At 37.3% G+C, this 13,112-nt stretch carries 10 protein-coding genes; 1 reads left to right on the plus strand and 9 read right to left on the minus strand.

From position 1 onward, the window contains the following. Window positions 1-35: 35 nt before the first annotated feature. The 9 genes from BLR62_RS07065 to BLR62_RS07105 all read right to left on the minus strand — a co-directional run bounded on the left by BLR62_RS07065 (window position 36) and on the right by BLR62_RS07105 (window position 11,471). A complete protein-coding gene (locus BLR62_RS07065) occupies window positions 36-1,724 on the minus strand; it encodes a PucR family transcriptional regulator (protein ID WP_090795208.1) in 1,689 nt (562 codons plus the stop codon). A gap of 232 nt (window positions 1,725-1,956) precedes the next feature. After that, window positions 1,957-2,727, minus strand: coding sequence for a VOC family protein (locus BLR62_RS07070; protein WP_090795210.1), 771 nt, complete (start codon window positions 2,725-2,727; stop codon window positions 1,957-1,959). 1 nt (window position 2,728) lies between these two features. Next, complete coding sequence (gene proC / locus BLR62_RS07075) at window positions 2,729-3,541, minus strand: pyrroline-5-carboxylate reductase (RefSeq protein WP_090795212.1); 813 nt, start codon at window positions 3,539-3,541, stop codon at window positions 2,729-2,731. Window positions 3,542-3,623: 82 nt separating this feature from the next. Continuing rightward, on the minus strand, window positions 3,624-4,436 hold the full coding sequence (locus BLR62_RS07080; protein ID WP_090795214.1) for a MetQ/NlpA family ABC transporter substrate-binding protein: 813 nt from the start codon (window positions 4,434-4,436) through the stop codon (window positions 3,624-3,626). Window positions 4,437-4,447: 11 nt separating this feature from the next. Further along, entirely contained in the window at window positions 4,448-5,464 is a 1,017-nt protein-coding gene (locus BLR62_RS07085; protein ID WP_090795217.1) for a uroporphyrinogen decarboxylase family protein, read from the minus strand. 13 nt (window positions 5,465-5,477) lie between these two features. After that, window positions 5,478-6,137, minus strand: a complete 660-nt coding sequence (locus BLR62_RS07090) for a methionine ABC transporter permease (protein ID WP_090795218.1) — start codon at window positions 6,135-6,137, stop codon at window positions 5,478-5,480. Further along, window positions 6,137-7,156: a methionine ABC transporter ATP-binding protein gene (locus BLR62_RS07095; protein WP_090795221.1), complete on the minus strand. Its 1,020-nt coding sequence runs from the start codon at window positions 7,154-7,156 to the stop codon at window positions 6,137-6,139. Before BLR62_RS07095 ends, BLR62_RS07090 begins: the two co-directional genes overlap by 1 nt. Window positions 7,157-7,384: 228 nt before the next feature. Continuing rightward, window positions 7,385-7,999 (minus strand): hypothetical protein, encoded by a 615-nt coding sequence (locus BLR62_RS07100; protein WP_090795223.1) that lies wholly within the window; start codon window positions 7,997-7,999, stop codon window positions 7,385-7,387. A gap of 451 nt (window positions 8,000-8,450) precedes the next feature. After that, window positions 8,451-11,471, minus strand: a complete 3,021-nt coding sequence (locus tag BLR62_RS07105; RefSeq protein ID WP_090795226.1) for a cadherin-like beta sandwich domain-containing protein — start codon at window positions 11,469-11,471, stop codon at window positions 8,451-8,453. Window positions 11,472-11,659: 188 nt separating this feature from the next. Here BLR62_RS07105 and BLR62_RS07110 point away from each other — a divergent pair, with 188 nt between their 5' ends. After that, window positions 11,660-12,895 carry a helix-turn-helix transcriptional regulator gene (locus BLR62_RS07110; RefSeq protein ID WP_090795228.1) on the plus strand — a complete coding sequence of 412 codons (1,236 nt, stop codon included), beginning with the start codon at window positions 11,660-11,662 and terminating at the stop codon, window positions 12,893-12,895. Window positions 12,896-13,112: the final 217 nt, after the last annotated feature.

Consider the following 13,112-nt stretch of genomic DNA (forward strand, 5'->3'; position numbering starts at 1 on the left):
TCAAACAAAAAATACTACACCTAAACGATGTAGTATTATGTATTTCTTTCTTCAGTATTTAATTGTCTCAACTTCCATAATCGAACACTTAACTCTAATAAAAAAACATCATCTGATTTATCCAAAGACAAATTCGTTAAGGATTCAATATTTCGCAGGCGATGCATTAACGACTGACGATGTAAATTTAGAGCACGCGCTGTTTGACTGACATTTCCTTTAAATTGACTGTACACCTCAAATGTATACACGAGATCTGTCTGTCTTTTTTCATCATAAGCCAACAAATCCTTTAATGTTTGTCCGATCACTTTATACACATCCGGTTGCTGTGAAAATGTCATTAATAGGCGCTCCACTTTGGTGTCATCATACGATGTCCGTTTTCCGTTACCTTCCCGTTCGATCCCAATATCAAGCGCAATTTTAGCTTTTTGATAAGATGAATAAAAGGGTGTTTCTTCTTGAGAGGTTGCAGCCATTCCCCAAGACATCACTATACCTTTTAATAACGCACTGAGGCGGCGATCGACTTTATCCAAAAACTGCTTGGCAATTTCCATATAATGATCAGCTGGCGCTTCTAGAAACGTAATGACTTTCCCATCCTCGAAAGTCGTCATCGTCTTCACACCAAATAATGTACCTGCGTACGTAATTTCTTTTTGGATCGCGTAATTTTGACTCTGTAACGACGAATTATCTGGTCGATCATTATCATATTGTTTAATAGAATCGTGATAATAAATATCACCAACCAAACAAACGTAATCTCGCATTAAGTCATAACCCAACAAATCCGCTTTTGCAATCAATTGACTATCTAGCTTTTGTTTTTGTTTAGCTAATTGTAAGACAAAATTATCTTTCAAACGTACCTCAGTTAACTCAATCGCATTTTCTTTGACGAAATACAATGCTGATGCAGTAAGGGTATGCTCTAGCACATTCATCACAAACCAAGATAGTTGACTAGGTTCTGCCGCTTGAACAAATAAGTAACCTTGTGTTTTATGATTATTAATAATCGGCAATCGGTAGATGATTTGATTATCTATGTGATAAGCTTCTAACAAATAATAAACAGGATGCGCAACGACTAATTGTTCACCTTGATGAACAACCTTCTCACCTTCAGAACCTAATTGAAAGGGTTCGATCCATTCTTCAGAAAAAAACTTACGACCACGCATCACAAAATGTTGATTCGTTATACAGACAGATAGCTGAACATATTTATACAGCACTTGGACAATGTCTTCAATCCCTTTATCATTTAGCACACAATTAACCAACTGTTGGCGGACAACCTCAGCTTCTTCTCGTTGATCTTGTTTATCGGTTGTGATTTCTCCCATAATACTTGCAACGACATCACCAAACCGAACTTCCCACGGGATATCCAATATAATTAAATTGGCCTCACTAGCCAATTTAAAAATTGAATCAGGTAGGTTATAAATATATCGACCTGTAGCAAACGCTAAAACAGATGCTCCAGACTGAATGACATCCTTCACAAACGTTGTTAAAGCTTGCGTATCATCTTTGCATCCAATACCGGTTGTCAAAACAAATTCATTTTTACGAACAAAATTTTCAACAGGTGCCTCAATAACGGAAACCCATTCAATGACATTCTCATCTAGATACGCTTCTCCTACTTTAACCTTCGCATTCGCAAAAACCGGTAATTTCAATACATCTTTCGCCACTAAACTCATCGGAGCCATCACTCCCAACTTTTATTAAAGGTTTTAATCCATATGTTCAATTACACTTTATTATACTAGAAAAATCAAAAAAATCAGAATACTTTATTTATAATCAATAATCTATGAATGAAAACTGACCGATCGCATAGACATGACTTCTATATAATGCAATATTTAAGAAATCGTTTATATCCCATTAAAAAAGGTGAGTAGCTTTGACTACTCACCTTTTAAAGGGTATTCAGGAATGATCATGATTGTCATGTTCTGAACGAATTCGATAACGCGCTCCGTTCATTTCTATTAATTGATCTACAGAACCATCTAGTACGAGTTCTTTTAGTGCTGCTTCTTTCCCTTGCTTAAATATAAATGTTTGATTACCCAACTTCAAAGAGGTCGGACTTGTTTTCTCAATCGAAAAAATGGTCGACCAGTGATTGACCGTCATTTCCGGATCAGGTACAAAGTAGATCGCCTCAGACATCGTTAACTGACCTAGAGAATGTTCTGAAATAACACCATTTTCTTTGAGCATTTTATATCGATCAGGGTCAGGATCAGACCATTCGATCACAAAAGGATAAATTAACCCTTGAAAATCACCTGATATAGTCATCATCTTCCATTCAATTAATTGATTTTGTGCATTATAACGTTTACCTGGCATAATAGGAGAAGCATTAATGCCATGCATAATCAATTGTTTTCTAACCGCTTCAATGTCGTTTGTTCTTAATGCCACTCGACTTAAACCCTCATCACTTGGCAACCAATCCACTGCATCCTTTACCACTTGATTTGGGTCCGTTATCGACTCAGCTAACTCACGGTTTTCAACACCTAAAAATTCTAAATAGGTTAAATCAAAATAACTTAAAACATTATGCGTTCCCCACTGCTTGTGTGAGCCACCATGAAAAGCTGTAATCCCTTGTTGTTCAAAATGCTGACGTGCTTCCTCTAAGTCATTGACATAATGAACCGTATGATCCCAAACTAATTTAGCCACTTCAATCACCCTCTTGATTTGATAGTTCTGTCGTACGTTCAACAGCTTTCAGTACACTACGCTGTAATCCAGCAGCAAAGTCCGATGCGTTTAGCTGATGAAGACCGTTCATCCCAACACCAGCAGGTGAATTATTAATGTCTAACAGTTGTCGTGGATGCTTACCTGATTCGTTAAGCATCTCAACAGCCCCGACCATGTTTTCAAGAGCCACTTCCCATGCCATATCTCTTGGAAGACCCGCTAAAACACCTGCATCTACTAAAGATTCAATAAAATAATAGATGTAATTAGGGCCTGCTACACCATAACCGGTAAACGCATCAATAAGCGCTTCATCAATATGCGTCACTTTTCCAAATCCGTTTAAAAAAGGATCTAAGTCAGCTTGATTAGCGTATGCATTTAAAGCGACACCACTATAACCTCTACCAGTGTCGGTTAGCGTATTAGGAATAACACGCGCAATAGCACGATCACTGTCAAGCCATGCTTCAAATTGTGCAATGGTTACCCCTGCTACAATCGATACAATCGTCGCTTGATCAGAAGCATGCTCATAAATCGTTTGACAAACTGTTTTAAGATCGTCTTGCGGTCTAACCCCAATTACAATAAGATTGGCTTGAGTCAATACATCCTCCTCTTTTTGATCAGTGACGACCTGATACGTTTCAGTTAAGTGCTGTTCTCTTTCTTTATTGAGATCCGTTACAGTTATATTGTTTGAATTAAAGACACGATTTTTTAGAAGCGCTCTTATGATCGCTTCTGACATCTGACCACCGCCGATAAAATGAACGTGATTCCTCATTTTCATACACTCCTTTTCCTGGATCAATTAAAAAACCAGTAGAGCCACTTGATCAGCTCTACTGGCTAAATTAAATCTTTAATTAATTGTTATCCCAAGCTTCTGGTAAAACAAAACCATCATATCTTGATTCACCTGTAATATAGTCTTCAAATTCTTCTGATTCATATGCTGCTTTTAAGTCTTGAGCCCATTCTTCATCTAAATCTACTTCTAACACTGACACAATGATTCGGTGCTCTTCTGGCGTATCTTCAATGGCTAATCCATCTGCAATTCGCATACCCGCTTCAGCAATGTAATTTCCATTAATGATGCCGTAATCAACGTCTTCTAATGACACAAGTATTTGTGCTGGATCCAACACTTCAAACTCAATTTCATATTCATCCGGTGAAACACTATTTAAGTTAAAATCTGTTGTCCCTGCATCCTCTTCAACTGTTACCCAACCTAAGTCTTCTAAAATACGTACAGCACGCTCTTGGTTAACAGGATCATTAGGAAGAGCGACAGTTGTGCCATCCTCTACTGCATCTAGTGAATCATGATTTTCTGAGTGTAAGGATTGAGGAGCGCCCGGCGCAAAGGCTAACCGTTCCATTTCAATACCTAACTCTTCATTGATTCCTTCCATATAAGCCGTACTCTGGAATACACTGGCATCTATTGCCCCTTCATCCATCGCCGGATTCACTTGCATATTTTGTGAAAAGACTTCTATATCGACTTCATAACCTTGTTCTTCTAAAATAGGTAATATACCCTCTCTGAACTGCTCTTCATACGTACCAACACCAAAACCAACCGTGATTGTTTCAGTTTCTTCTTCTCCCGAACACGCTGCTAAAATAGCCACCGCCACAAGTAATAATGCAAATAGTTTTTTCTTCATCTTTTTTCCCCCTAATTGTTAATACTCTCTCTTAAAGCTTTAAGTGTAGAATGTGATGCATCAGGTGATACCGCACAATTCGGCACTAATAAGAATGGTTGATCTTTCATCATGTATAGAGCTTGTTGCGCTTGAATTCGAACCGGCTCTGGATCTTCTGTGTGAAAGATATGATGATCGACCCCTGCTACTTTAACTTTATCCAAATTGACTGTTAAGTCAGGATTTCCTTCAGCATCCGGATCCCAGCTAATACCTTCTACAGGGTAATCATTAAATCGTTCTGGATCCGCGTATGATCCACATGTATGCAAAATTCGACCGCCTGGTTTGATCGCTTGCAACACGATATGGTCATAAGGACGAGAGAATTCATCAAATTGTGATTCAGTAAATAAATCAGGATGCGTCGTTCCTGTGGTCGCGTAAAACAGACCATCGCCCCCTTGATTTTCTAGTTCTTTTACATAATCAGCCATTGTAAGAGCAATGGCATGTAGAGCTTGATGGACATCTTGACGATGACTCACAAGCAATTCGTGAAAGTCAATTGGGTTCTCACTCCCATACATCGTTTGGTCGACATACGAAATATGTCCGGTTAAAAACATTAAAATCGTTAAAGGTGAGAAGACCGTTTGAACGAGTGGCATATCGTCTAATGCTGCTCTTATCTGTTCGACAGCATCAAGTTGTTCTTTTAACGGTTCAGACTCCAATGCATTGACATATTTTACCTTGTTTAAGTCATCACCATTTTGAATGAACGGTTTGACCTGTCTTGGAAACACCCATTTATAATCGTTAAAATCATAAACGTTACCGAAAGCTTCTGCTAAATAAGTGGCTCTCGGGTTTATTTTTATCCAATCCCAGTCATATTGTTTAGCAAATGTGATTGTGGCTTCAGCTAGGTCTGAAGCTGTCTGTTCTTTCTCTAAAAAGTGATGCCAACCGCTTACTAAGTGCCGCTCTTTCTTGCCATGTGCAAGTACATTGTAAAAGCGTGATTTCTTAGAATAAGTCATGATGTTCCTCCTTTTATCTTCGGCGTACTAACCGCGCTAAATGATTACCCGCCGATTGAATAAATTGAACAAATATAATGAGAACAATGATCGTTGATATGATCGCAAAAGAATCATACCGATGATAACCATACAGAATGGCAATGTCACCGACACCACCGCCGCCGACAGCGCCTGCCATTGCAGAAGCTCCGATCAGTGAAATGGTGGCCGTAGCTAATGATAAAATTAGAGAGCCAAATGCCTCTGGTAATATGAAATGCCAAATGATTTGAAGTGGCGTCGCCCCCATGGACTCAGCTGCTTCTACAATCCCTGACCCTACTTCTAATAGAGAATTCTCGACAAGTCTTGCTATAAAAGGTGTGATAAATATAATTAAAGGTACAATAGCAGCGTTTGTACCAATTGATGTCCCCGCAATCACTCGTGTGAATGGGGTAATCGAAACCATTAAAATAATAAATGGCACCGATCGTATAATATTAATGATGACATTCAATGTGCTATACACCATTGGAAAGGCTAAAATCCCTCCACGTCGAGTAAATACAATCACAATCCCTAAGATTGAGCCAAAGATCGTACCGATTAAAAGCGACATTCCAACCATATACAAGGTATCACCTATCGCCTCTATAAATTGATCGAGTGTAATACTGGTATCAAACATTAGACTGTCACCTCCTTAACTAAAACATCATTCTGTTTCAAATAAGAAAGTGCACGTTCTTTATTTCTTGTGTCTCCTTGAATATCTAAATACCAAATAGCTAACGTGGTATTTTGAATGTCTATCATATTAGTAAAGACAGCACTAACTTTTAAATCAAAACGTTGTATGAGCGTTGATAGAATAGGTTGAGTTGCATGCTCCCCTACCATTTCAAGCTTTGTCAATGAATGAGTGCCTTGCTGTCTTAACTGCTCTTTAATTCGACTTGGAATGTCTGTATTCATCACTGTTTGAACAAATTTATGTGACGTCTCATGCTCAGGATGACCAAACACATCAAGAACAGAACCCTCTTCAATGACACGACCTTCCTCCATCACCGCTACTTTATTACATATTTTCTGAATAACAGACATTTCATGTGTAATAATCATAATCGTAATCCCATACTTTTTATTCACTCTTTGCAGTAAACTAAGAATAGATTGTGTCGTCTGAGGATCTAAGGCCGATGTCGCTTCGTCACATAGCAATATTTTAGGGTTTGATGCCAATGCTCTTGCGATACCAACACGCTGCTTTTGTCCCCCTGATAGTTCACTAGGGTAATTTGATGCTTTATCCTCAAGCCCAACAAATTGTAATAGCTCCAAAACACGTGAGCGTATTTCCTGTTTAGATTTTTTAGCTAATATCAGTGGCATGGCCACGTTTTTAAAGATTGTTTTCGATTCTAACAAATTAAAATGCTGAAAAATCATTCCAATTTGCTTTTTTATTTGACGGAGTGCATGTGGTGATTGATTACCCAAATACGCGCCATCAACGATCACCTGACCTTGACTCGGTCTTTCAAGATAGTTCACTAAACGAACAAGCGTACTCTTCCCTGCACCACTATATCCTATCACGCCAAAGATATCTCCTTTATCAATTGATAAGTCAACACCTTTTAAGGCTTGCACTTCTGTATTTTTCTTCTGATATACTTTATGAATTCCCTTTAACTCAATCATTGTAGGCCCCCTCCGCAAAAGACTTATAAAACATATAGAATAAGTCGGAATAAAGTGTATTATACCTTCTATTCTATGAATTGTCATCCGTTCTGGACCATAAATTTTAAAATTAATGAAAATTTCAATTATTCTAAAAAATATACATTGCGTTAAGAAGTACTTCATAACGTTAATGTGAAATTAAAAACCCGTGAGTTTCTCTACTCAAGGGTTAACGTCTCTTATTTAATCATCGGGATCGATTCCAGATTCTGATGATCCACCTTGATAAGAATCACCAATAGAACCCGAATCTTCTTCATCTTCTGATGAATTAGACTCATCACTATCTGTAGGTTCTTCTTCTGTTGTTCTATCAGATGATTCTCCAGTCGTCGAATCATTAGACGAATCGTTGGTCGAACCGTTAGTTGAATCATTATCACTCGATCCAGAACCATTTCCTGAAGACGAGCTACTGCCACTTGAATCTGTTGACTCAGTTGACCCACTACTTTGTGAAGACGAATTGCTAGAAGACTCTTGTGTTGTTGATTGATTCTCATCTGTTGCTGTATCAACCGGCTCATCTTCAACCACCGGTTCCTCCTCAATTGGGTCAGTATCTTCTTCGAATTCATCTAGCTCTTCTTCTTCGTCCTCTACATCTTCTGTCAAACTATCTAAGAGCAAAAGATCATGATGTTTTCTAACACTATGAAGCGTTCGCTCTTGTCGATTCTCTAGCTCACTTGCGTGAACAAACGAAATTTCGCTCTGATTACTATAAAATATAATGGCTAGTAAAGCTACAGCCATTACCATTGATGACACAATCATTAATTTACTTTTTCGATCCATATAAACACAGCCTTTTATTGGTTGATATGTCTACATGTTACCATACTTAGCCAATGATTTTGATAGAATTTTAGAGAATTTTTATACATTTGATCATATTACGTATATTTACTTGATACAATCAACAAGATTCTCATTAACATACAGTTAACTTTTTCTCTTTACTAAAACTAAGAGTCTGAGACAAAACAAAAATGAATATCTTGAAACACGAATAATTCGATCAAAAGGACATCGCAATCTGAAATATGTAAACAAATAGCCGGACAAAAACAGTTAAAATACTATTTTTGTCCAGCTATTACATTGACTTATTTACTTTTGTCTCAGACTCACTTTAACTTATTATATGAAAATATAGAAGAATGTCTCCTTATAAACACTTCACCCCATAATAAATAATATTGAAGCATCTTCCAATCTCTTTAAGTTAATAACGATATAGCTAATATCATTTCATGATTTTATATCGACGATATAAAATCATACACAAGCCAGCTAACATTAGTAAAGCACCTATAGCCAACCAGTTATAAGTGGATGATGCTGTTCGTGGTAACGTGCTTTCTTTATCTTTATCTTCTTCAACTTCTTGACCTTCATCCACTTCTTGAAAAACAGATGAATTAAATACACCAAATGTACTAAAGTGTTCCGTTGTTGCTAAAATTTTACCATCATTATATTCTCCATCAACATACTCCCAGTCACGTAATTCATCATTCCAATAGTATACGTTTAATAATTCTGGATTCGTTTCTTCATCTGAAATGTCAAAAGCTAATTCAACTCCATAGTCAAACTGATCTAATATTTGACCACCATGATCAATGCTGAATTGATAGACAGTCCCAGCTGATAGCTCAATATCATCAATTGAATCAGATGACTCGATCTTTTCGATTGATATTTCTACTGCAAGTGCAGTATTAAAGTTTGAAGATGGGAGACTCATTTTAATCCCTGGTTTCATTATTTCAATGTTTATATTTTGAGCGATTAAATATTCAATCTGATCTTCACTTAATTGAAGGTGATTAATTTCCTCAGGTAGTTCTATTGATAAGATCCCGTTTTCCTCTATTATCATGATATCTCTATCACTCACGGTTGCAGTTTGTCCATCTATTTCAATCGCTGCAACACTTCGTTGAAGTAATCGAGTGACATTGATTTGATAATTTTGGATTGTCAAATCTTCCGCTATAACTGTAATATCTACTTCATTTACTGCTCCGGCTTCTAAAGAAATTCGATCAGTTCCTTCTCCCGAGAGGGCAGTTTGACCATTAATCTTAAGTTCAGCATCATCAGAGTCAGTGAACGCTGTTACTTGTAAGTAGTCTACATCATAGTTAACCAACATGTTATATTCCTTCATGTCTTTTTGGAAGTCCGGTTGAAGTGTTCCCTCACTTACATCCAAATAACTTAAGTCGGCATTACTTGATGAGGCTCGATCGACTGTCAACGTATAGGTTTTTTTATCCCCGTTTTGAGCAGTGACTTCGACCGTGATTGGATTTTTTCCAACTTCTAGAGGTAAGTTTTCTGATGCTTCACCACTTGGAATTTCGCTTCCATTTACTGATACTATCGCGGTTTCATCCTCCACTGTTGGCGTAATGGCTAATGTCTCTGTGTTATTTCCTACACTCACTTCATAGTCGGTTGTGGCTGTATCAAAGTCCGGATCCAGCTCACCCTCACTTATTTGTAGATTACTCAAGTCAGCATTACTCGATGGGGCTCGATCGACTGTCAACGTATAGGTTTTTTCATCCCCGTTTTGAGCAGTGACTTCCACCGTTATTAGATTTTCTCCAACTTCTAGAGCCATGCTTTCTGATGCTTCGCCACTTGGAACTTCACTACCATTCACTGATACCGTCGCGGTCTCATCATCCACTGTTGGCGTAATGGCTAATGTCTCTGTGTTATTTCCTACACTCACTTCATAGTCGCTTGTGGCTGTATCGAAGTCCGGATCCAGCTCACCCTCACTTATTTGTAGATTACTCAAGTCAGCATTACTCGATGGCGCTCGATCGACTGTCAACGTATAGGTTTTTTCATCCCCGTTTTGAGCAGTGACTTCCACCGTGATTGCATTTTCTCCAACTTCCAGAGGTAAGTTTTCTGATGCTTCACCACTTGGAAATTCGCTACCATTTACTGATACTATCGCGGTTTCATCATCTACCGTTGGCGTAATCGCTAAAGTCTCTGTGTTATTTCCTACACTGACTTCATAGTTGGTTGTTTCTGCATCGAACTCAGGATCCAGCTCACCCTCACTTATTTGTAGATTACTCAAGTCAGCATTACTCGATGGGGCTCTGTCAACTGTCAGCGTATAGGTTTTTTCATCCCCATTTTGAGCAGTTACCTCAATTGTGATTGGATTTTCTCCAACTTCCAGAGGGAGGCCTTCTGACGCTTCTCCACTTATAACTGATCTGCCGTTGACTTCTAATGATGATGTCGTATCTCTTAATGTCGGTATCACTTGAACAGAATCCATTTCATTTTCAACATGAGCTGTATAGCTCAAGGTATTCGTATCAAAATCCGGATTTAATGTACCTTCACTTAATTCCAAATTCTCTAAGTCAGCACTTCTCGTATAGTTAACATCAATCTGAAAGTTTTTATCATAATATTGTCCAGATGAATCCATTGCTCTAATAGTCAAATCATAGGTGGATTGATCCTCGTAATCGAACTCAGAAGCCGTCCTTAATTCATTTCCTTCAATGATAAAATCAGAAACATCACCACTTTGTAATGAATAAGAGATCTGATCATCATCTGCATCTGCACTCAATGACCCAACAACTGTGCCACTTGGTTGAAATTCCTCTATTTCATGATTCGTGAGAGAAATATCTGTTGGCGGCTCATAATAGGTGATTTTCAGATACGGTGCCCGATCACCTCGATCACGATGACTGATGTGTAAAGAAAGATCGTTATGTCCTGAGAAAACAAACGTAACGAATTCGTTTTCTTGAGCAGATCTCTTGATGAAATTGGTTAAATCGGATTCTCCTTGGAACAATACATCTCCAAGAGAGCCGATATTATCGCGTTCCACAAGCAATTGTTCCTTATCTGGGATGGAAGCAGAACCTTCATCCCAATTATCATCATCAGTACCCCAAACATTAATAAATGATGAACCACCCGGAGGAAGTGCAGAACCTGATACATAAACCCTTAATTCAACATCTTTAATTCTGTTAACATCTACAGTAGACAAATCAAACTTAAGCGCGGTCTCACTCCCTCTTCCGATTTGTAAGCCATTGTTTAAACCAGTTGATGAAGTGTTCCCATTTCTATATTCCAAGTTATGCGTGACATCTAACCTTACATTCTCACTCGCTTCTACAATTGAATCACTAAATATAGGATTTAATAACCCGAAAAGCAATGTCGCAATCATAATAATTGATACCTTTTTTCTCACATAAATCCCCTCCAATTCTAAAAATTCTGAAAACACATAGTAATTTACTATCTGAAATTTAATAGAATAGCTAAGATCTACGATATAGAAAAGACCTACTTAAATATATAAATATTTTCATATGTATATTGCTATATTCACTTGTTAACTATAAAATATGAATATATTAAATAAAAGGTGGGGATCCAATGACGATCGAAGGGGAAAAAAGGATTGATCAACTGTATCATCTAAATATATTTTATTATTCCACTGGTATCCCAATAGCATTTATCGAAAAGCATACAGACTTGATAAAGCGTCTCCCTAATAATGAGTATCTTAATCCTGTTCTTCCTCGAAATACTCTTATCAATCGTCAAGCTTTGCTGGCAGCAGAGGGAATTGACAGCGGAAAATGTATCACGTTTGAAGATGAATATTTTCAGCATTACTTCTCTGTTAAGATAGAGGATAAAGGAGAAACAATTGGTTTACTCTTAGCGGGCCCTGTTCAGATCATTGATATAACATTCCAGAAACTACATGAACTATTCTTACATAAATCTTTATCATTTTCTTCTCAGAAGATGATAAAAGATCATTACGAAATAACTCCTAAACTCACAACAAACCAATTCAAGTATATAAAATTATTTTTGGAAAATATCAACAATTTTGAGTACGAACCATTCAATATAGAAGATTCCGATACTGACGAATCTCAAATTCCTATAACACCTATTTCCATTTTAGAAACACAACCAGTAAGTCACCATTCATTAAAACTTGAAGAAGAATTGATAGAAGCTCTTAAAAATAAAGATCGTGCTGTTCTAGATATACTAGCCCATTTCGATGAGTTTTCCATACCAGATATCGGGAATGGCGACCCCGTCCGAGCATTCAAAAATGTTCTTATATCCGCTGTTGCGGTAGTCATACGAGAGGTTAATCAAACTGGAATTGATTTCAAACAGTTACAACAGTTTTCCGATCGTTACATCAATAAGGTCGAAGCAACTTCGCATTTACAGGAACTGACCTCGATGTATTATACTCTATTTTTTGATTTATTAAATTTAATAGAAGCATCCGAAACCGAAACATACTCAAAACCAGTAAATCAGGCAATGTCATATATTCGCGAGCACTTATCACACCCTTTAACACTAAAAGAAATATCGAGTATTATTTATTTAAACCCGAAGTATTTTTCGAAAATCTTTAAGAAAGAAACTGGAATGACCATTTTTACTTACATTTCAATTGAAAGAGTGAAAGTTGCAAAATATTTTTTAAAAAACACCAATGAGACAATTATTGATATTTCTAATTATGTAGGGTATAGCAATCAGAGTTACTTCACTCAAGTTTTTAAAAAAGTAGAAGGGGTAACTCCCACGCAGTATAGAGCAGAACTAACCGCTAAACAGAATGGATAGCTTTCACGGAATATAAACGGTGAATGCATTTCATTTCAACATTTGATACTGATCATGAGTACATATACGCTGGATTCACATAATGTAACAACTTTTTAATGGTATGGCTTCCCCAACATATATTTTGAGCCAAAAATAAAGCCAAGAATAGCGCTCCGACATACTTTAGGAGCTGCTGCTCTTGGTTTTATTGATTTAATTTCACATAGTAGCAAAC

Origin of the sequence: Pelagirhabdus alkalitolerans, from assembly GCF_900096905.1 — a bacterium.
In the GTDB taxonomy this organism is placed as follows: Bacteria; Bacillota; Bacilli; order Bacillales; family Amphibacillaceae; genus Pelagirhabdus; species Pelagirhabdus alkalitolerans.

Bases quoted from the DNA above. Each gene is read 5' to 3' on its own strand.
- BLR62_RS07065 (WP_090795208.1), bottom strand. From the start codon at position 1,724: ATGAGTTTAGTGGCGAAAGATGTATTGAAATTACCGGTTTTTGCGAAT.
- proC (WP_090795212.1), bottom strand. From the start codon at position 3,541: ATGAGGAATCACGTTCATTTTATCGGCGGTGGTCAGATGTCAGAAGCG.
- BLR62_RS07080 (WP_090795214.1), bottom strand. From the start codon at position 4,436: ATGAAGAAAAAACTATTTGCATTATTACTTGTGGCGGTGGCTATTTTA.
- BLR62_RS07085 (WP_090795217.1), bottom strand. From the start codon at position 5,464: ATGACTTATTCTAAGAAATCACGCTTTTACAATGTACTTGCACATGGC.
- BLR62_RS07090 (WP_090795218.1), bottom strand. From the start codon at position 6,137: ATGTTTGATACCAGTATTACACTCGATCAATTTATAGAGGCGATAGGT.
- BLR62_RS07095 (WP_090795221.1), bottom strand. From the start codon at position 7,156: ATGATTGAGTTAAAGGGAATTCATAAAGTATATCAGAAGAAAAATACA.
- BLR62_RS07100 (WP_090795223.1), bottom strand. From the start codon at position 7,999: ATGGATCGAAAAAGTAAATTAATGATTGTGTCATCAATGGTAATGGCT.
- BLR62_RS07110 (WP_090795228.1), top strand. From the start codon at position 11,660: ATGACGATCGAAGGGGAAAAAAGGATTGATCAACTGTATCATCTAAAT.